The sequence below is a fragment of the Holophaga foetida DSM 6591 genome, assembly GCF_000242615.2.
In the GTDB taxonomy this organism is placed as follows: Bacteria; Acidobacteriota; Holophagae; order Holophagales; family Holophagaceae; genus Holophaga; species Holophaga foetida.
The window spans coordinates 1354048-1373321 of sequence record NZ_KI912268.1 but is presented as its reverse complement, the minus strand read 5'-3'; the positions used below and the strand labels follow the sequence as shown (position 1 = coordinate 1373321).

At 63.1% G+C, this 19274-nt stretch carries 15 protein-coding genes; all 15 read right to left on the bottom strand.

Annotation, left to right across the window (positions count from 1 at the left end; translation table 11 throughout):
• Positions 1-11 precede the first annotated feature (11 nt).
• Positions 12-770 carry an ATP-binding protein gene (locus tag HOLFODRAFT_RS0205885; protein WP_005036682.1) on the bottom strand — a complete coding sequence of 253 codons (759 nt, stop codon included), beginning with the start codon at positions 768-770 and terminating at the stop codon, positions 12-14.
• A 2-nt stretch (positions 771-772) separates the two neighbouring features.
• Positions 773-2767 carry an ASKHA domain-containing protein gene (locus HOLFODRAFT_RS0205880; protein WP_005036683.1) on the bottom strand — a complete coding sequence of 665 codons (1995 nt, stop codon included), beginning with the start codon at positions 2765-2767 and terminating at the stop codon, positions 773-775.
• A 13-nt stretch (positions 2768-2780) separates the two neighbouring features.
• Entirely contained in the window at positions 2781-4115 is a 1335-nt protein-coding gene (gene acsC / locus HOLFODRAFT_RS0205875) for an acetyl-CoA decarbonylase/synthase complex subunit gamma (protein ID WP_005036684.1), read from the bottom strand.
• Between the two features lie 18 nt (positions 4116-4133).
• Entirely contained in the window at positions 4134-6287 is a 2154-nt protein-coding gene (gene acsB, locus HOLFODRAFT_RS0205870) for an acetyl-CoA decarbonylase/synthase complex subunit alpha/beta (RefSeq protein WP_026939080.1), read from the bottom strand.
• A 56-nt stretch (positions 6288-6343) separates the two neighbouring features.
• Positions 6344-8311 carry an anaerobic carbon-monoxide dehydrogenase catalytic subunit gene (cooS, locus tag HOLFODRAFT_RS0205865; RefSeq protein ID WP_005036686.1) on the bottom strand — a complete coding sequence of 656 codons (1968 nt, stop codon included), beginning with the start codon at positions 8309-8311 and terminating at the stop codon, positions 6344-6346.
• A gap of 18 nt (positions 8312-8329) precedes the next feature.
• Complete coding sequence (locus tag HOLFODRAFT_RS0205860; RefSeq protein ID WP_005036687.1) at positions 8330-9088, bottom strand: ATP-binding protein; 759 nt, start codon at positions 9086-9088, stop codon at positions 8330-8332.
• The gene (locus tag HOLFODRAFT_RS0205855) at positions 9085-9735 is read right to left on the bottom strand and encodes a DUF3786 domain-containing protein (protein WP_005036689.1); all 651 of its coding nucleotides are present in this window, start codon (positions 9733-9735) and stop codon (positions 9085-9087) included. Before HOLFODRAFT_RS0205855 ends, HOLFODRAFT_RS0205860 begins: the two co-directional genes overlap by 4 nt.
• A 378-nt stretch (positions 9736-10113) precedes the next feature.
• The gene (locus tag HOLFODRAFT_RS0205850) at positions 10114-11433 is read right to left on the bottom strand and encodes a vWA domain-containing protein (protein WP_005036691.1); all 1320 of its coding nucleotides are present in this window, start codon (positions 11431-11433) and stop codon (positions 10114-10116) included.
• 526 nt (positions 11434-11959) lie between these two features.
• Entirely contained in the window at positions 11960-12859 is a 900-nt protein-coding gene (locus tag HOLFODRAFT_RS19695; protein ID WP_005036692.1) for an AAA family ATPase, read from the bottom strand.
• 178 nt (positions 12860-13037) lie between these two features.
• Positions 13038-13589 carry a hypothetical protein gene (locus tag HOLFODRAFT_RS0205835; RefSeq protein ID WP_005036694.1) on the bottom strand — a complete coding sequence of 184 codons (552 nt, stop codon included), beginning with the start codon at positions 13587-13589 and terminating at the stop codon, positions 13038-13040.
• Positions 13582-14352 carry an ABC transporter ATP-binding protein gene (locus HOLFODRAFT_RS0205830; RefSeq protein ID WP_005036695.1) on the bottom strand — a complete coding sequence of 257 codons (771 nt, stop codon included), beginning with the start codon at positions 14350-14352 and terminating at the stop codon, positions 13582-13584. Before HOLFODRAFT_RS0205830 ends, HOLFODRAFT_RS0205835 begins: the two co-directional genes overlap by 8 nt.
• Before the next feature lie 2 nt (positions 14353-14354).
• Positions 14355-15353: a FecCD family ABC transporter permease gene (locus HOLFODRAFT_RS0205825; RefSeq protein ID WP_005036696.1), complete on the bottom strand. Its 999-nt coding sequence runs from the start codon at positions 15351-15353 to the stop codon at positions 14355-14357.
• Entirely contained in the window at positions 15350-16339 is a 990-nt protein-coding gene (locus HOLFODRAFT_RS0205820; protein WP_005036697.1) for an ABC transporter substrate-binding protein, read from the bottom strand. The genes HOLFODRAFT_RS0205825 and HOLFODRAFT_RS0205820 overlap by 4 nt, the downstream gene beginning before the upstream one ends.
• Positions 16339-18342: a TonB-dependent receptor plug domain-containing protein gene (locus HOLFODRAFT_RS0205815; RefSeq protein ID WP_005036698.1), complete on the bottom strand. Its 2004-nt coding sequence runs from the start codon at positions 18340-18342 to the stop codon at positions 16339-16341. The genes HOLFODRAFT_RS0205820 and HOLFODRAFT_RS0205815 overlap by 1 nt, the downstream gene beginning before the upstream one ends.
• A gap of 30 nt (positions 18343-18372) precedes the next feature.
• Positions 18373-19269 (bottom strand): energy transducer TonB, encoded by an 897-nt coding sequence (locus HOLFODRAFT_RS25045; protein WP_052572487.1) that lies wholly within the window; start codon positions 19267-19269, stop codon positions 18373-18375.
• Positions 19270-19274: the final 5 nt, after the last annotated feature.

Sequence of the window (19274 nt, the reverse complement as noted above, 5' to 3'; positions counted from 1 at the left end):
GTATTTCCCCTTTAAATGTTGAGGTTGTCCAGGATTGCGTAAGCCGCTTTCACGGCTGGCGAGTGAGCGGGAAGGTTGAAGAGGGGCTGGCCCTTGATGTCGAACTCGTTCACCAGGGGGTCGCTGGGGATGATTCCCGCCAGTGTCAGGCCGGTCTTTTCGATCTCTTCCCGGAGAAGCTCCACGTCTTCCGGCGTGGCCCGGGTGACCACCAGGCAGATGTTCTTCACCTTGGTCTGGATCTGCTTGACCAGTTCGTGGACCCGTCCGGCGGAACGGATGGCCCGGGCCGAGCTATCACTGACGACGAAGAGGAAGTCCACGTCCTGGGTGGTGCGGCGGCTGATGTGCTCCAGGCCGGCCTCGTTGTCGATGACGACGTACTTGTAGCCATGGGTCAGAAGCTTGTCGAGGTGCTTGCGGAGGATGTTGTTGGGGAAGCAGAAGCAGCCGGGGCCGTCTGGGCCTCCCATGACCAGCAGGTCCACATCCTTGCCCTCCGCCAGGGCGGCGTTGAGCTTGTATTCGATATAGGTCTCCTGGCTCATGCCCATGGGGATGCTGTTGGCATCCTTGGTGCTGGCGATGAGTTCGGAAACCGTTTCACCTTCAAGCTTGAGACCCAGCGCCTCGTTGAGGTTGGCGTTGGCGTCGGCATCCACCGCGAGGATGGGCACCTTGCGCTTGTCGATCAGGTAGCGGGTGAGAAGGGCGCAGAAAGAGGTCTTGCCTGTTCCGCCCTTCCCGGCGACTGCGATTTGTACGGGCATATTCAGGACTCCTGACTTGAAGGAGGGGGACCGCCCGCTCCCGTTGGTCGCTCTGCGTCCCCCTCCTGCTCCCCACGGAGCGCCTGGGCAGAGCCCGGGCACTCCGTCTGCAGGGAAGGGAAGAGGTTCAGATCGGTATGGGGAATGAAGAGCGCCGAGATGAACTCGTCCATGAACTGGTTCCCATTGGAGAGCTCCAGGTAGGTCATCCGGTTGGCCAGATCCAGGGACTCGGCCAGACCTTCCTGGCTGAGCAGCACGGTCATGGCCCCCTGGATACAGCTGTTGCCGACGTACTCGAACTTCTCCCGGGGCAGGTCCGGCAGCAGTCCGATGCGGACCGAGTCGGAGATGTTGAGGTAGTTGCCGAAGCCGCCGGCAATGTAGACCCGGGCGATGTCCTGCATCTCGAGCTGCACCAGGTTGAGCATGGTGCGGATGCCCGCCAGGATGGCGCCCTTGGCCCGGAGGAGGTTCTTGATGTCTCCCTCGGTGATCACAATGTCCTGCTTGCTTCCGCTTTCATCAGCCCAGACGAGAACGTATTCCATGCCTTCGGAGCCGAGACGGATGCGCTGGTTCTGGTGAGGCAGCATCTTGCCCGCGCGGTCGATGATCCCGGCGCGCTTCAATTCGGAGAGGGCGCAGATGAGGCCGGAACCGCAGATCCCCCGGGGTTTGATCTTCCCGATGGTGCCGCAGTGGGCTTCCAGGGTCTCGCGATCGATCTCCAGGGAGTCGATGGCGCCTTCCATGGCGCGCATGCCGCAGGCGATGCCCGAGCCCTCGAAGGCCGGGCCCGCCGAGCAGGCGCAGGTGACGAGCCAGTCGTTGTTGCCGAGGACCAGTTCGCCGTTGGTGCCGATGTCGATGAAGAGGGTGAGTTCTTCGGAACGCGTGATCTGGGTGGCCAGGACACCGGCGGTGATATCTCCCCCAACGTAGGCCGCCACCGAAGGGATGGTGACCACCAGGGCGTCGGGATTGATGTGGAGCTCCAGTTCCTTCGCCCTCAGGACCGGGGGGGCCGTGACGGCGGGGGCATAGGGCTCCAGCCGGAGCCAGGTGGCGGGGATGCCCAGGAAGAGGTGGGTCATGACGGTGTTACCGCCATGGACCAGGACAGGAATTTCCCTGGGATCAATCCCGTTCTTGGCGAGCAGACCGTCGATGAGCTCGTTGAGGGTGTCCAGTACGGCCTTCTGCAGCAGGGCCAGACCCTCCGGGTGATCATCGGTATAGATGATCCGGGAGATCACGTCCGAGCCGTAGACCGACTGCTTGTTGTAGGTGCCGGCCTTGTCGAGGATCCGACCGGTGGCGGTATCCAGCAGCGCCACCACGACGGTGGTGGTGCCGATGTCCACGGCCAGTCCGTAGGTGGGGCGGGTCGTGTGGCCCGGCTCCACCGTCAGGACCTTGGGGACCCCCAGGAGGGTGCCCACGGTCACCGTGATGTCCCAGTTCCCCAAGCGGGCAGCCGCCGGAAGGGCCTGGAGACAGCTGATGGCGATGGTGGCATCCTTCAGGCCGTGCTGCTTCCGGAGGGCATTCTGAAGACGGTCCCAGTCGCTCTGGTTGTCCACCAGATCCGGGGGATCCAGGCGGAGGCAGTAGCGATGGCAGATGGGGTTCATCTTCCGGGTGGCAAAGAAGTCGTTCTCCTTGGTGAACCGCGTCCGTTTGCTGCCCAGGAGCACTTTGTGCTCCGTGAGGCGGGACTGGGTCGGCACCTCCACCGTCATGGGTCCCCGGACCTTGATCTTGCAGGCCAGGACAAGCCCCTGTGCCTTGAGATCCTCGGACAGGTGGGCGTCTTCCCTGGAGTCGTAGCTTCCGGAGATTACCTTCACGGCGCACTTGCCGCAGGTGCCGCGCCCCCCGCAGGGGCTGCTCATATCGATTCCGGCTTGCTTGGCGGCCGCCAGGAGGTTGGTGCCCTCCCGGACGGCCACCGAAACATTGTCCGGCATGAAGGTGATGAGGTGCTTTTCCAAAGTGCGGTTCTCTCTACGCGAAGTTGCCCTTGGCGAAGGCATTGATGCCGGAGGCTTCGGCGGGGCCCACCAGGACCTTCCAGCCGGACTTCTCCTCCAGGGCGCCCTTGATGACCGCCACGTGGCCAGGAATCACGATGTTCCGGTGCTTGACGGTCTCTTCGATACCGCAGGCCTTGATGAACTCGGTGATCTTGTCCCCGTTGAACTTGCCAGCGGCCCAGGCGGTCAGCACCGAGGTGCCGTCCGTGGGGCAGGCCAGGATGTAGGAGGGGATCTTGCTGGCGGAGACCTCGCCTTCCACCGTGTAGTAGGTGAGGGCGAAGTTGGTGGTGATGTAGACCGGGGAGTCGGCGGTCACATTGCCGATGGCGTTGACCTTGGGCTCCACCTGGCTGGGTTTCTGGGGATCCGAGAAGATGTTCATCTTCAGGGCGGCGAGGGGCAGGATCTGGGACTTCTCGTCGGCCTTCAGGACCACCACGCTGGCGTACTTGGTGATGTAGGCGGCGGCTTCGATGACCTGGTCCCGGGGGTTCTCGGAGGCCGTGAAGGCGATCACGGGGTAGCCGAAGGGCCGGAACTTCTTCTTGATGGAGAGGCGGCGGGTCTGGGTGATCTCCGCCAGGGACTGGGAGAGTTCCCGGGTGCCGAGATCGACCACCAGCTCCTTGTAGGAGGCGGCGACCTTCTCCACCAGATCGGCGGTGGCGTCCAGGCCCTTGCCCTTGACCACCAGGGGAGCCTCGTATTTCTTGGCCAGCTCCACCATCTTTTCCCAGTTCGCTTCGGTGGCGGCGTGGATCAGGGGCTTCTGGCTCCCGATGATGGCCAGGGCCTTCTCCATGGCGACGGGATCCTCGGTGATGAGGACGGTGGCGAAGCAGGTCACGTCGGCCACGGCCTTGACGGCGGCGGCGAAGGCGTCGGCGTTGCCGGAGTCGTTGCGGACCGCCATCATGTCGATGGACACGGACTGGCCCACACGCTCGAAGGCCAGCTCATTGACCTTCTTGACCTTGGCTTCGAGCTCGGCGCCGCTGAGCTTGTCGGAGATCTCAACCGCCAGCAGGGTGGGGTGATAGAAGGCCTTGTCGTGGCGGAAGAGCACCACTTCATCGCCCATCTCGCGCTCGGCGCCCAGGGTGCCGACCTTCACCAGCTTGATGGGAGGGGCGGCTGCTCCGCCCAGGGTTTCCTTGGCGGCGTCCGAAACGTAGGGGCACTTGTCCAGGGAGGTCTTGGCGTTGGCCAGGGCCATCGCGAAGGCCAGACAGGTGGGCTGCTCGCATTCCTTGCAGTTCTTCTTGGGCAGCAGTTTGAAGATATCTAGGCCGGTTAGCGCCATTTTCACAACTCCTTTCGGTTAGAACAACGATTCCATCGCAAAGGCCGGGTGGCCCTTTTCTTCCAGGAAGGGGAGGATCTCCTCGGTGGCGGTGCCGATGCTCTCGTCGGCGATCTTGTCGATGAAGTCCTCGCCGAGGCCCTCCTCGACGCTGCGCTTCACGAAGTCTTCCCGGATCTGCTCCTTGAGGGCCTTGGGCATCCAGACGATGCGGCCCATGCCGCCGTCGGCGCTGATGAACTTGCGGCTGGTGATGTAGCGCTTGCCGATGCCCATGAAGCCGGGGGACTGGACACCACCACCGACCGAGCCCGCCAGGGTGGAGAAGGTCATGCCGCTGGGGGTCATGCCGGTGTGCTCACGGGTGGTGATCATGATGCCGTTGGCTTCGGGGACGATGGCCATGATGGCCTCGAAGCAGCCGCAGGAGGTCATGGGCAGTTCCATGAGGGTGTAGAGGGCCACTTCTTCCAGGGTCTTGTTGGTGCTGTTGTAGATGAAGTCGTTGACGCTCTTCCAGATGCCCTTCTTCTCGTCGATGGTCCCTTCCTTGAGGATGGGCTGGTTGGGGCCCGTGGGGTTGATCTCGAAGGAGGCCTTGGCATCCAGCCAGCTCACGGCGCCGCAGAGGCCCACGCGCTCGGGGGTCACCACGCAGGAGTGGTTGGGGGCGAAGGACTGGCAGAGGGTGCAGGAGAAGAACTCGTCGACGGTGTCGTCCTTGAGGCCCCGCAGGCGCTCGTCGCGCTGGCTGTAGGCGGCGCGGGCCTCCAGGAGCTTCTCCTCGACGGCGGCCTTCTCGGTGTAGATGGTCACCTCGACGCGATCCACGATGGCGGGGAACTCGGACTTGTATTTCGCGATGAGGATGTCGCCGTAGTTCTTGAACTTGAAGCCCTTGGCGGCGGCATCCTTGCTGATGCGGAGCCAGCAGAGGTCGCGCTGGGCCACGTGCCAGAGGCCCTCGCCGTAGTTGACGAAGTAGTGGACCCGGCGTTCCAGCACGCTCTCGAAGTCGGACTGCATCTTGCGGCCGTAGATCTTGATGTAGATGCCGATGGGCAGGACGGAGCCCTCTTGGACCTCATCGAGTTCAGGCCCGATCACCGTGATCTTGCCGTCCTCGATTTCGTCCTGGCCCACCATCTTCACCAGCTCGAAGCCCGGGGCCTTGGAACCGCCGAACTCCACATAGGCATCGGCGCGGCGGATGGTCTCACCCTCGAAGGCGGGACCGATGGTGATGGGCACATCGATCTCGACGTTTTTCAGCTTGATGCTGCGGAGCTCCATGGCCTCGGCCACCATCTTGTCGTAGTCGGGCTGGGAGGTGTACCAGTCGGGGATGGGCTCGGCCACGGGCTGATCGGTGATGGTGGGGTGGCCCAGGAAGGCGGCCCCGAACTCGGCGACGGTGCGGACATCATCCTGGGGCCCGAGGGCCAGGACGAAGGCCCGGACACGGCGCTTCTGGTAGTCCAGCTGGGCTTCCTTGGCGCCGGGGGCGATGCCGCCGAAGGCCAGACCGGCCCGGAGGGCGAAGTTCACGGCGTGGATGACCTGGGTGAAGTTTCCCAGGGGGAAGGCGATGTAGTCGATGCCGAGCTTGACGTTCTCTTCGAGGAGCTGCTCGATGATCTCGTTGCAGAGCATGAGCATGATGCCCTTGCCCTGGAGGTTCTTCACCAGCTTGGCCGCTTCCTTGCTGCTGCGGGCCTTGCCGAGGATGACCGCCACGCCGGGGATGGAGAAGTCCACCAGCTGGATGCCGAACTTGCGCAGGACGGGGTCCGTGAGGAAGCCGGTCCAGGGGGCGGGATGGGGATTGACCCCCTTCAGGTAGCGCAGGGCCTCGATGATCTCGGCGCTGTAGAGGGCCACTTCGCCGTTGAGCAGGGCGCCCTCGAAGGTGTAGTTCTCCTTGAGGTTGTTGTGGCGGATGCGGTTGAGGATGGGCACCAGGTCCTTGAGGGTCTGGACATCCTCGCCGCTGAGGGCGGTGATGACCGGGAGCTTGTAGGCCGTATCCGGGTAGCTGACGGGGCAGTTCTCGCCGTGCTCCCGGATGGCCTGAGTCAGCAGGATCTCCGCATAGCTGGCGGCGATGACGGCGCCGTCAAAGGCCTTCTTGTAGAGAGGATTGGGCTTGCCCTCCACCTGGAGGTGCTTCATGGGGCTCAGGTTTGCGTAGGCGTCGTTGATGGTGAGTTCGCTCATGTCTGGATCCCTTATCCTTCGAAGGCCATGGCCGGGGTGCTCTGGTACTTGGCGGCGGTGTCGGCGTAGATGCGGAGCTTCCACGCGCGGTTCTCAAGGCGCTCGTAGAGCTGGGCCGCAGCCTTGACCGGATCGGTCTCGAAGATGAAGTAGCCACCGAAGACATCCTTCGCGATGCGGGTGGTGACACCGTAGACCAGGTCACTGCCCTCCAGGGGAGGCAGGACGCCCACGTGGCAGGGGATGCCGCTGGAGATGACCCAGGAGCCGATGACGACAGCCTTCTCAGACATGGCCTCGGGGGCGGTGGCCACGAAGGGCAGCTGGGCCACGGGGATTTTGAGATTATTGGCCATGGCGGTCCAAAGGGTGGCGACGCGGGAGTTGTCCACGCAGGAGCCCATGTGGTAGACCAGGGGCAGGTTGGCCTTGAGGCCGGAGTTCTCCTCCAGGCGCTTGATGAACTTCTTGAGGCCGGGGCCGGCGAACTGCTCGACACCCTCGGAGGACAGGAAGCCCGCCTTGGCGAAGGCGCCAGCGGCGCAGCCCGTGGACACCAGGAAGACATCCTTAGCGGCCAGTTCCCGGGCTATGGTGAGGGTGGCGTCGTCGTGGATGGTCTTCTGGTTGTTGCAGCCTGCGAAGGCGGCCACACCCTTGATCTCGCCCGCCAGGATGGCGTCGGTGAGCACGCTGATGGGGTTCTCGGGACAGAGCTTGGCAAAGAGGTCGGTCATGGCTTCGAAGGAGAAGCCGCCCACCACCTGCTTCTTGTAGAGGGGGATCTTCACGAGGGCGGGATTGCGCTTGGCATACTGCTTGATGGCTAGGCGGACGATCTTGCGGGCGTCATCCATGGCCGTGGCTTCGTTGAACTCGATGTGCACGGAGCCAGGGATTTTGGAGATGTTGGAAGTGGTCACCAGCTGGGTGTGGAAGCAGTTGCAGAGATCCTTGACGCCGGGGGCGATGCACTGGACGTCCATGACCATGGAATCCAGCACGCCGGTCATGATGACCAGTTCCTGGGAACCGAAGTTGGCCACGGAGGGGACGCCTTCGCGCATGAGGACTTCGTTGCCTGTGCAGCAGATGCCCACCAGATTGATGCCCTGGGCACCGGCGGCCTTGGCCTCGCCTTCGAGCTCGCGGGCGGCGTAGACCACCATCTGGCTCAGCAGGGGATTGTGGCCGTGGACGGCGATATTGATCTTCTCCTTGTCCAGGGCGCCGAGGTTGGCGTCTGTGATCACGGCGGTGGGGGTGCCGAAGAGCACGTCTGTCAGGTCTGTGGCGATATGCTCACCTGTGAGGTCAGCCAGAGCCGCCTTCAGGCCGCCGAAGATGATGTTCACGGGGTCGGCGTCCGTCCCCACATGGGTCTGGTGCAGGAGCTGGACCACGGAGCGGTCGATGGCGGAGGGGGCGATGCCGGTGTGCCTGAACTTGACCTTGCGTTCCTCGGTGATGTTGGTGCTCAGCCAAGTGCAGGGCTCGTTGTTGTACTTGCCGAAGTCCGCCAGGGCGAGGAGGGCCACATCCTTGGCGACCTCTTCATTGGTGCGGCCTTCGGTGGGGACGCCGACCCGCTTGGCCACGGCCATGAGCTTCTTGATATCCGTGATCTTGAAGTCGGGGGCGTGACCCTCCCCGACGGCTAGCAGGGTCAAGGCGATCTCGCGGGCGTGGTCCGAGTGGGCCGATGCGCCACCGGCCATCATGCGTACGATGTTGCGGGCCACGATGGTGAAGGCGGACGCGCCGCAGATCCCCTTGTCCTGGCCGGGCTTGGTGGGGATGATGCGGCAGGGACCCTGGATGCAGATCCGGCAACAGATGCCGGTCTGACCGAACTTGCACTGGGGCTGCTGGGCCTTGTAGCGGTCGAAAGAGGTCGTCAGCTTGGCAGCTTCGGCGAGGTCCAGCATTTCGCGGGCAGCCAGATCAACCGTTCTGTGACCTGTTGGGGCTGTGCTCATAGGATGGTCTCCGTTGGTTCAGGAATGGGTGCGGTGGACGATACGGGTCAAAAGATCCTTCAGTTCTGCGCTGTCCGCCTCGCCGGGGGTCTGGCCGAAACCCATGGCTTTGTCGGAAATAACTTCGTCATAGCGCTGGATGCCCAGCAGCTCCTTCCCGGTGAAGTGTTCCCGGATGAAGGTCTCTTCCTTGTCTGTGCGGACTTTGTTGGCGATGAAGCGGATGTCCTTGATGCCCAGCTCCCGGGCCAGGTTCTCCACGATCCGGGCGGTCTGGATGCTGGCGCGGCCGGGTTCGGTGACCACGATCATCAGGTCGACGCCACCGGAGGTGCCCCGGGTCAGGTGCTCGATGCCGGCCCCCATGTCCAGGATCACGATGTCCTTGTTGTCCAGGATCAGGGAGTTCACCAGAGCCCGGAGGAAGGTGTTCTCCCGGCAGTAGCAGGCAGATCCGCCCTGCTTGACGCCGCCCATCCGCAGGAAGCGGATGCCGTCGAGCTGGATACTGTACTCGTCGATGATGTGGTCCACCGCCGGGTTGAGGGTGTAGATGGCCCCGCCGCCGGTCTGCTGGTCCATCAGCTCCTTCATCTCGATGACGGGCCTGATTTCCTTGAGCCGATCCTCGCTGATGCCGAGGGCCAGGCCCAGGCTGCTGTCGGGGTCGGCGTCCACGGCGTAGACGTTGAAGCCCTCGTTGCGGAAGAGCTTGGCCAGGTTGGCCGCCATGGTGGTCTTGCCCACGCCGCCTTTGCCGGAAATGGCGATCTTCATGACTTGGCCTCCTTACGGGGGCTGGCTGCGCCCACCATGCGATAGGTCCCGAAACTGGCAGCCAGGACAATATCCTCCACGGGAAGGAAGTCCGCCACCGAGGCATCGAAAAGGATCGTGCCCGAGGCCGGGAGCTCGTCGTCCCCGGCCCAGACCACATAGCTGATGGGCACCAGGGGAAAGGCCTTGAGGGTGTAGCTGCGGTCCCCCATGGTCTCGGGGGTTCCACCGAACTGGGCGGCGGCCGCTGCGAAGGCTTCTAGACGGTTTGCGAAGGCCTTCACCATGGGGTCGATGGCCCTCAGCTTGAAGGAGGGACAGTAGATGGAGCCCCCGCCGGGGACTTCCATGAAGGAGATGGCCCGCCCCGTGAGGTGGCTGGGCTTGGCGTGGATCAGGTAGTGGAGGATCAGGGCCTTCTCGGTCACCGGCACTTCGCCTTCCAAGTCCAGGCGCGTCACAGCGCCCGTGGCCTGGATGATCTCGTGGACTGAACCGAAGAAATCGACCCGGAAGGCTCCCTTTGCGGGGTCGAAGGTGGCTCCGCTGTTGCTGCTCACCACAGTGGCATCGCACAGGGCGAGCTTCTCGGCGGCCAAGCGGAAGGCTTCCTGATAGGCGGATTTCAGGTGATTTTCCACCTGCATCGCACCCCCCCTAAGAGGGCTGATTGGGGCGAGGGTCTGGGTATCTCGACACATATTTCTCGATTTGCTTTCCACTGCTTGCGCGTGATGGGCGATGAAAGACTTCACGACCGTGGTGCTTCGAGTTGCTGGGTTGGCTGGATCGAATTCATCTGAACCGATGCTGATATGACCAGTCAAGTTCTATTTGAGGTATCAAGATATTTTTTTCTCGATACGCGAGTCGTGAATGTGTTGATGGATTCGTTTAAGTGTTGAATTAGATTTGTTTGTATGCCAATGGCTTGGATCCATTACGGAGGAGCCTGGCTTGGGGCGGGTGTTGCAGGGATTATGTTTGGTCATCTGATATGATCAGTCAAGTGGATTTCTTGACTTTCATGCCCCCAGGTGGAAGATCTCCGAGCCCACGATCTTTGCCAGATCCGCCAGGGTGTTGCAGGGAAGCATGCGGGCGTGTCTCTGGAACAGCCCGGTGGTGCGATGGCGGGGCCATTCCTCCCGTGGCAGGGTGTTGAGCCAGATGATCCGTTTCACGCTCCGGCGCAGCAGGCCCAGTTCCTCCGCAGCGGCATCGGCCTGCAGGGTCTTGGTGTCGCTGAGGATGATCACGACCGTTCCGGGCTGGATCACCCGGCGGTGGCGGGTGCGGAGGCTTACCAGGCTCTGCTGGAGATGGGTCCCCTTGCCCCACTGGGCGCTGCGACTGGTGATCGCCTCCGAGAGCTCCTTCATGGAAGGGTGGGCCCGGAAGCTGGGGGTGAGGCGTTCCAGCTCTTCGGCGAAGATGAAGCTCTCGATGTTGTAAGCCAGGTTGGCCACGCTGCCGAGGAACTGGAGGACGAAGGCCACGTACCGGGCCATGGAGCCCGAGACGTCGCAGAGCAGCAGGATCTTGGGCTTGGTACGGCTCCGCTGGCGGTAGCACACCTTCAGGAGGGTGCCCCCATAGCGGAGGTTGACCCGGATCGTTCTGCGCAGATCCACCTGCTGGGCGGCTCTGGACTTGCGTCGGCGCCGGGAGAGCTGGGTGGCCAGGGCCTTGGCCATGCGCTTCATGAGCTGGAGCACCTGGGGGAGTTCGGATTCGGCGATCTTCGCGAGGTCCCGTTGCATGAGGGCTGGCAGGGAGGACTGGAGGGCCTCGGTGGAGGCCTCCAGGGCGGCGTCGATGCGGGGGTTCCCCGTGTAGTCCACCTGGAGGCTCTGGATTGCCTGCTCCGCCAGCTGGCGCCGCCAGTATTCCAGGGAGCCCGTCACCATGCGTTCGGCGATGGACTGGAACTTCTCGGTCACGTTGTGGCCCGTGGAGGTGCGCTCCAGGAAGTCCGTGATCCGCCGCTGGTCCTCCGGCGAAAGCTGTTTGTGGACCTCTTTCAGGTCCTCGGGGATGTCCAGGGGCTTACCCTGGAAGAGAAACTCCGTTTCTGCCTCCTCCTGGGCCTCGGTCCGGTGGCCACCGCACCCGCAGGGCTTCCGGGTGGGCTGGAAGTAGGTGGCGAAGGCCTGCTGGAAGAGGGGCCGATCCTCCATCCGCTTGATGAGGGTGGCCTGGAGGCAGGTCTTGAATTCATCTGCCTGGTGCCAGTCGATATGGGCCAGGGCCTTGGCCGCGTCCAGGGCTTCCGTGGTGCTGACCCGCACCCCCAGGCCCCGCAGGACCTGGCAGAACTCGACGATGGCGGTGGCGGTGTTCATGAAAAGATTCGCCTCCAGGACTCCAAGGAAAAGTAAAAGGAAATAAAATTAACAATTAATTAAATTGTTTTTACTTCCCGGATTGGCGGCTCTGCTCAGCCAGGAAGATCAAAAGAGTAAACACAGAGGGCACAGAGGTTCAAAAGAGAGGGCACAGACGTGATGGTCGGGCTTTGCCCGGCCACCACGTGGGGGTCAAAGGGGGGACATCGCGAGCGCAGCGAGCAGGCGGTCCCCCCTTTCATGGCAGAGAAAAGCAAAGGCTGGCTGGGATGGAGGGGATACAGGGGATGAAAAGCCTCTGGTCTGAATGATCGGCGCTCACCCTCCCGGAACGCGCCCGGCAAAGCCGGACGCCCCCGCTTCGCGGGGCGGGCAGGAGCGTCTTGGTGGGCCATTGTTGTACGCTGATTGCTTTATCCTGCTTCATCCTTTTTATCCCAGCTGATTCTGCTTTTCGGGGCCTGCCAAAAGCCCTCCCAACCCTCGGTCTTGGCTGAAGCAAGCCGATAATCGGGTTTGCTTTTTATCTTTTATTGGAGTCTTGGAGCCTTGGCGGTGGATCTTTTTTTCCCAGAAAACCAGGCATCTCCCGCATCTGCCGCAGGTCGTGGTCGTGCTTGAAGACCACGCCCAGGGTGTCCTGGAGGGCGGTCTCATCCAGCTGCTCGTGGCCGAGGGCCATGAGGGCCTGGGCCCAGTCCAGTCCCTCGGAGATGGCGGGCTTCTTCTCGATCTCTGGCAGGGCTCGCATGCGGTGCAGGGCGCTGGCCAGTTCCAGAGCCAGCTGGTGCAGGATGCCGGGGATGCGGGATTCCAGGATCGCGGTCTCCTTTTCGATGGAGGGGTAGCCGATGTGGAGGTAGATGCAGCGGCGGCGCAGGCCGTCCGATAGTTCGCGATCATGGTTGCTGGTGAGCACCACGATGGGGATGTGCCTGGCCCGGACCGTGCCCCACTCGGGGATGGAGACCTGGAAATCCGAGAGGATCTCGAAGAGGAAGGCCTCGAACTGCTCGTCGGTCTTGTCCACCTCGTCGATGAGGAGCACCGGCTGGCGTTCCGCTGTCAGGGACTTGAGCAGGGGTCTTTCCAGCAGATACTCGGGGCCGAAGAGATCCTGTTCGCTCCCGGCACCCCCCAGTTCCTTCTGGAGCTGGATCTTCAGGAGCTGCCGCTGGTAGTTCCATTCGTAGAGCGCCCGGCTTTCATCCAGGCCTTCGTAGCATTGGAGCCGGATCAGCTCCGTCTCGAAGATGGCGGCCAGGGCCTTGGCGATCTCGGTCTTGCCCACGCCGGGAGGGCCTTCGATCAGCAGGGGCTTGCCCAGCTTCAGGGCCAGGAAGAGAGTGGTCGCCACTTCCTCCTCGGCGATGTAGCCCGTGCGGGCCAAGGCCTCCTTCAAGCCCTCGCGAGTGATCTCCATGCCGCCTCCTGGTATGTCCAGATGACTCTGATGCTAACCAGGAGCCCGGGATGCCATCACCAAAGTTTTCCAATGTGGCAGATCAGTCCTGCCTGGAGTGCGAAACGGGGGGATTCGTCGGCCCAGCCTCGCTCTAGGCTCATATCCACCCACAGGAGGAGAGCGATGGTCGTGGGTCTCATAGTAATACTCCAGTGGTGGATGGGATTTCTGATGATGTGAACCTTCCGGCCAGGACGCCTGTTAATGCCTGGAAGGTGTCCAGGCTGCCCGGCAGGAGCCGTCCACTGTTCTTGAGCTGGCCGGTCTGAATGAGGAAGGATAGGTGGCGTAGGCCATGTGCCACGACTTGCTCTTCCCGGATCTCTGTGGGTCGAGGCCGAGCAGGGTCTGGGTTTGAAGCCAGATCGAGTTGCCTGAGATCCACCCTCCTGGCCTGCCCTCTGGGGAAGCCCGGGTGGTCTGTATAGACCAGGTAGGTGAGGACGAGCCTGGGGGTGGACTCGAACCGCCAACTGGTGGAGTGGATGATGCAATCCTGCGGTGAAAGGCCGACGTGCTGGAGTTCCATGAGGCTGCGCAGGACCATGTCGTCAGGATCTTGGGCCCCATGGGAGATGTCCAGGTGCAGGGGGAAGTAGTCCAGAGTGTCGCATTCTCCCAGTTGGGCCAGGAGGATCTCCAATTCGACCGGCATGGGTTCGGGTTCGGAAAGCATTGCTTCAGACATGACAGCCTCCCGCTGGTTCGGGGATCACCAGATTTCCGCCACCAAAGGGCACAGCCAGGGTGCGCACACCGTAGACTTCCTCCATGAAGGTCGGTGACCATGGGTGGCCCCCGGGCTCAATCACCCGGCCCTCCTTGAGAAACACGAAATGATCTCCGTATAGCAGGGCCGCATTGGGGTCGTGGAGAACGCTGATGACGGTCGTGCCCTCTTGGGTGAGGCGTTTTAGGAGTCTCATGAGGCGTTGCTGGTGGGCGAGGTCCAGATGGGAAACAGGCTCGTCCAGGAGGATGATCCGGGGCCGCTGAGCCAGGATCCGGGCCATCAGGACAATCTGCCGTTCGCCGCCAGAGAGTTCCGAGTAAGGCCGTTCGGCCAGGGGCAGGAGATCCAGCTCTTCCATGGCCTCCTGCGCCAGCTTGCGGTCCCGTGGTCCTGGGGTAGAGAGAACAAATGCCGCTCTCCCCGTGAGCACGACGTCCTGGACCGCAAAGGGGAAGACCGTGCGGTGGAACTGGGGGAGATAGCCGAGGAGGCTGGCCCGGGCACTCCCAGAAAGGCGCCGAAGGTCCTGGCCGTGCGCCTGGACTCTGCCTGAATGGAAGGGCAGCACCCCCGCCAGGAGCTTCAGAATGGTGGACTTCCCGCTGCCGTTGCGCCCCAGGATGACCGTGAACTGCCCTGTCGGGGCCGTAAATGAGACGTTCTGGAGCACAACTCGCTGTTCGTAGGCAAAGGAGAGGTTCTGGACATCGAGGCTCATGGCTACTCCCCGAAAGCCGCGCCAGAGCGCTTGAGCAGGTAGATGAAGAAGGGGCCGCCGATGAGGGTGGTGAAGATTCCCACCGGCAGCTCAAAGGTGGTGATCGCCCGGGCCAGATCGTCTACCAACACCAGGAAGATGCCCCCGGCCAGGAAAGAGGCTGGGACCGCGCGGGTGTTGTCCGGCCCCACGGCCATGCGCACCATGTGGGGCACCGCCAGACCCACCAGACCGATGATGCCCGCCACGGCCACCGAGGCCGAGGCCACCAGGGTGGCGGGAAGGAGCACGAAGAGCTTCTCCCGCTCGGGGTTGAGGCCCACGGCTCGGGTCTCTTCATCCCCCAGGGCCAGCACATTCATCCGCCAGCGCATGAAGTAGAGCCCCGCCAGGCCCAGGAGGATCAAGGGGGCCGCCGAGCGGAGCTTCTCCCAGCTCGCCAGATGAAGGTTGCCCATGGTCCAGTGGACGATGGTCTGGAGCTTGAAGGGGTCCACCCAGACCTGGATGAGGGTCAGGATGGCCGTGCAGACGCCCCCTACGATGATTCCGGAGAGCACCAGGGAGAGAATGGAAAGGCCCCGACGGTTCAGGGCCAGGAGGTATGAAGCCCCCGCTGCCAGGAGGCCCCCCAGGAAGGATGCAGGCTGAAGGGGGATGCCGGGCAAGGCCAGGGCCAAGGCCGCTCCACAGGCGGCACCGGAGGAAAGGCCCAGGATGTCCGGAGAGACCAGCGGGTTGCGCACCAGGGCCTGAAGGGAGAGGCCGCTGGTGGTGAGGGCACCCCCCACCAGGAAGGCCAGGAGCACACGGGGCAGGCGCACCTGAAGGAGGATCTCCCGGGCCATGGCCAAAGTCTCGTCTCCGGGGAGGCTGAAGGGATGGGTGAGGGCCTGGGCGATGTGCCGGGCCTGGACCAGGTCCGAGGGCCCCACGAAAAGGGAGGCCAGCACAACGGGAATGGCCAAAGCGGCAAAGAGCCCGGGAGAAAGGCGTTTCATCGTTTCAGCTCCCGGCCATAGAGGCGCTTGAGCATGGCCTGCTCCTCCTGGGCCAAGTCCAGGTCCCGGAAGAGCCCCGGGTGGCACCACTGGGCCACCTGCTTGATGGCGAAGGGGTATTTCAGAGTCCAGAGGTCGCAGAGGAAGACCTCCGACAGCATGTGGATACGCCCCTTCTGGACAGCCTGTACGCTCCTCCACTGGGGGTCTCCCATGACCTGGGTTGGAATCAGGCGCTCGTTGTTCCACATCACGATCAGATCCGGGTTCCACCCCAGAAGCCGCTCCATGCCTACGGTGACGTGCTCTCTGGGAATGTCACCAGCGACGTTCCGGCCCCCCGCCAGGGTGAGAAGGTCATCCACGGTACTGCCGCCCCCGGAGGTTTCCATCTTCCCCTGGGCCCACATGAAGTAGATCCCAGGACGCTGGTTCGCTGGGATCCGGCGGGTGCGCCGGGCGAAGCGTTCCACTTCTGCCTGGGTATAGGCCACCAGTTCCTCCGCCCGGGAGCCGTGTCCCGTCAGGGTGCCCAGGTCCCGGATCTCCCGGTAGAGGTCCTCCCGGGACTTGAGGAAGATGCCGTAGACCGGAATCCCCCGACTTTCCAGGGCCGCAATGGCCTCCCCCTGGCTGGACCAGAGGATCACCAGGTCCGGACGCATGGCGATGACCCCCTCCAGGCTCACGAAGTCCCAGTTGCCGGGGGCCGGGAGTCGCCGCTGGCGGAGACGATCATCCAGGGCGGCGTACCAGACCTGGACCGGGGGCCGGTAGACCTGGGCAGGCACGCCTACAACCTGTTCCTGGGCCCCCAGCATGTAGAGACCGCTGAGGGCGCTTTCCATCAGGCAGACGATCCGCCGCGCTGGCCGGGGGAGAGACAGGGTCTTTCCTCGGAAATCCCGCACCTGAAGCGGCCCCCCCGCGAGGAGGGGGCACAACAGGAGCCAGAGCAGGAACGCGCGGCAGAGTCTGGGGTTCATCAGAACTTCAATTCAAGATTGGCGGAGAAGTTGCGGCCTGGGTCCTGGAACTGCCAGGGCATGGCGTAGGTGCGGTTGAAGAGGTTGTTGGCCTCTGCCGAACAGTTCAGGGCGTAGTCCGCATTCTTGACCAGCGACTGCGTGAGCTTGCAGTTGAAGACCTGGTAGGGGCCGAACTGGGCGCGGCCGCTGCGGGAGGTGCTGTCGTAGTACTTGCCCACCATGTGGAGATAGGGCGACACCTGCATGCCCCAGGGCAGTTCGGCGCTGAGGCCCAGGTTGGCCACGTAGTTGGGCACGAAGGTGATCTCAGTGCCGTCCTGGTCCGTATCCTGGGGGTTCTCCACCTTGGAGCGGGTCCAGGTCATGTTCCCGAAGCATTGGAGGCCCTTGCCGACGAACTGCTCCGCCGAGAGTTCCAGGCCGTAAGACTTGGCCTTCCCGGCATTGATGGACTTGGTCTGGGACGGCGTCGTGCTCACCGTGTTGTCCAGGATCATGTCGCTGACGGTGTTGTAGAAGGCCCTGACGCCGATGTTCAGGGTGCGCAGGGGCCTCAGGTCCAGGCCGATATCCGAGCCGATGCCGCTTTCGGGCTTGAGATCCGGGTTGGGGAGCTGGCCGTTCTTTCCGGTCACGCCCAGGTCGGAGCTGAGGAGGGTGCCGCCCACGGCCTTCGCGGAGGGCACCACGAAGCTGGAACCGGAATTGGCGTAGATGGCCAGGGCCGGAGAGGCGTTGTAGCGTGCCCCCAGGCTCCAGAGGAACTTGTTCCAGGAGTTATCGGAAATCCCTGGAGCGCCCCCGCTGATGATGTCGTACTCGTGGTGAGTGCGGTTAAAGCGACCTCCCGCCCGGAAGACCCACTTGTCCACCACCAGCTTTTCCTGGGCGAAGAGCCCCATGGAACTGGCCTTCACATCGTTGCCGGTGCTTTGGAGCCCGTTCACCTCGGCATAGGTGTGGTAGGTGGCGAACTGGGAATCGGCACCGAAGGTCAGGAGGCTGTTGCCCCCATGCCTGTAGTTGAAGGTCAGGTCCGTGGGGATGATCTTCTGCTGGACGCCGTCGTGCTCCCGGAGGGCCAGGTTCGTGGGGTAGTTGTCCTCGGCCCAGCGCCTATCGTAGCTGCGGTACCCGGTCTTGAAGTGGACGCTCAGGGCGGGGGTGAACTGGTTGAAGTAGTTCAGGTTGATGGTGTCGTAGCCGTGGTTATAGTCCCGGTTGGGACGACCGGCGTCGCCCTCATGCTGGGTGTGGTTGATGAAGAGGGAAATCCGGTGGTCCTCCCGGTCGAAAAGGTAGCTCACCTTGGCGTAGAGCTTGGTCTTCTGATACTCGGGATCCTTGGTGAAATTGAGCCAGGAGGGCTGGGTGCCATAGTCCGTGTAGTCGGACTTCTCTAGACCAGCCCCGAAGAAGTAGTTCAGGTTGCCCTTGCGGTCCTGGTGGTAGAGGCGTCCCGTGTAGGTGTTGTACGAACCGTAGCCCAGGGACAGGCGGGTGGCAGGTCCTTCGACGCGGTCCTTGAGCAGGAAGTTGGTGATGCCCGCCAGGGGGGCCTCGTTGCCCGCAAAGTCCATGGTCAGGTAGTTGGAATACATGACCGAGGCGGGCCCCTTGTGCATCTCCACCTGCTGGAAGGCCGAGGGGTCCAGGTTCATGGCATCGGCGAAGGAATCGATGGGCAGACCATCCAGGAGATAGGTGCTGTACTTGGGTCCGATGCCACCGAAGGAGCCCCAGTTGGCATCGTTGCGCGAGAGGGTATCCACGAAGACACCGGCGCGGTACTGGAGGAGTTCGGCGATATTGCGGTTAGCGGAGGTCTGCTGTTCCAACTGCTCCTGGTCCAGGACGTCAATATGCTGAGTCACCTGGGACTGGGGCTGGGCAACCTTGGTGTCTGTGACCACGACTGCGGGTAGGGTTGCCGGGGCCTCAGCGGACAGGGGGGCAGCGACCAGCAGGGTTCCCAGGAGGGAGATGGCAGGGTGTTTCATGGAAAGGCTCCTATGTGTGCGGGTTGGGTTTCAGTTGTCCAGGGCGAAGGTGAGGGGAACTACGACCCAGGCGTCGACAGCCTCAGGGCCACAGCGAGCCGGAAGGAAGATCCAACGGCGTACGGCCTCCATGGCTGCCTGATCCAGCCTGGAGAAGCCGCTGCTCTGCTGAACTTCCAGCTGGATCACCCTGCCGTCAGCTCCTACCAGCACCCGAAGTCTCACGGTGCCGGTTTCTCCGGCCCTGCGGCTGAAGGAAGGATAGATGGGGTGGGGATTCTTCAGGTAGGTCGCATCGGCCTTGGGAGGGGTAATGGAAATGTTGAATCCATGGCCATCTCCACCGGAGGTCGCGTCCTTCTCTCCCCCCTGCCTGCCACCTGGGACTCCGCCAGGGAGACTCCCCGGCGCTCCAGGAACACCTGGGGTTCCGAGAGCCCGGGCGGGTTCCGGAGGGAAGAAGTGGATGGGATCGGAAGGGGCCGCTTCCTGGACTGGGGCTGGGACTTCCTCTGGGGTCTGGGGGGCCTTGACAGTCTCAGCAGTCCCGCCTGCCACTGCCGCTGGAGGTTGAGGGGGTGACGCTTCCCAGGAGCCTGGCGATTCGGTTGTGCCCAGAGCGATGGTCACCGTCTTCGGCGGGGCATGCTGCTCATGGACAGAGGGCCAGATGGCTCCAAGGCCGACCAGAAGGGCCAATGCTCCTCCGAAGGCCAGAGTGGGGTAAACCCGGGAGGGGGGCTGGTAGTCCGCCAGCAAGTGGGGCCGATAGATCGCATCCATGAGCAGGGGCTCCCCCATCTGCTCCTGACTGGGCGCATCCTTCCATGGGTTCCGGTCGCATGCCAGAGTTTTGGATAGAACAGGCACCCTCTCGATGGAGGAACTGGCCATCATCTGCAACTGGGGAGAGGGGGCTATGGTCATAACCT

Coding starts and splice junctions, on each gene's coding strand:
- acsC (WP_005036684.1), bottom strand. CDS start 4,115: ATGGCGCTAACCGGCCTAGATATCTTCAAACTGCTGCCCAAGAAGAAC.
- cooS (WP_005036686.1), bottom strand. CDS start 8,311: ATGAGCACAGCCCCAACAGGTCACAGAACGGTTGATCTGGCTGCCCGC.
- HOLFODRAFT_RS0205820 (WP_005036697.1), bottom strand. CDS start 16,339: ATGAACCCCAGACTCTGCCGCGCGTTCCTGCTCTGGCTCCTGTTGTGC.
- HOLFODRAFT_RS0205835 (WP_005036694.1), bottom strand. CDS start 13,589: ATGTCTGAAGCAATGCTTTCCGAACCCGAACCCATGCCGGTCGAATTG.
- HOLFODRAFT_RS0205825 (WP_005036696.1), bottom strand. CDS start 15,353: ATGAAACGCCTTTCTCCCGGGCTCTTTGCCGCTTTGGCCATTCCCGTT.
- HOLFODRAFT_RS0205850 (WP_005036691.1), bottom strand. CDS start 11,433: ATGAACACCGCCACCGCCATCGTCGAGTTCTGCCAGGTCCTGCGGGGC.
- acsB (WP_026939080.1), bottom strand. CDS start 6,287: ATGAAGCACCTCCAGGTGGAGGGCAAGCCCAATCCTCTCTACAAGAAG.
- HOLFODRAFT_RS0205885 (WP_005036682.1), bottom strand. CDS start 770: ATGCCCGTACAAATCGCAGTCGCCGGGAAGGGCGGAACAGGCAAGACC.
- HOLFODRAFT_RS0205815 (WP_005036698.1), bottom strand. CDS start 18,342: ATGAAACACCCTGCCATCTCCCTCCTGGGAACCCTGCTGGTCGCTGCC.
- HOLFODRAFT_RS19695 (WP_005036692.1), bottom strand. CDS start 12,859: ATGGAGATCACTCGCGAGGGCTTGAAGGAGGCCTTGGCCCGCACGGGC.
- HOLFODRAFT_RS0205855 (WP_005036689.1), bottom strand. CDS start 9,735: ATGCAGGTGGAAAATCACCTGAAATCCGCCTATCAGGAAGCCTTCCGC.
- HOLFODRAFT_RS0205830 (WP_005036695.1), bottom strand. CDS start 14,352: ATGAGCCTCGATGTCCAGAACCTCTCCTTTGCCTACGAACAGCGAGTT.
- HOLFODRAFT_RS0205860 (WP_005036687.1), bottom strand. CDS start 9,088: ATGAAGATCGCCATTTCCGGCAAAGGCGGCGTGGGCAAGACCACCATG.
- HOLFODRAFT_RS25045 (WP_052572487.1), bottom strand. CDS start 19,269: ATGACCATAGCCCCCTCTCCCCAGTTGCAGATGATGGCCAGTTCCTCC.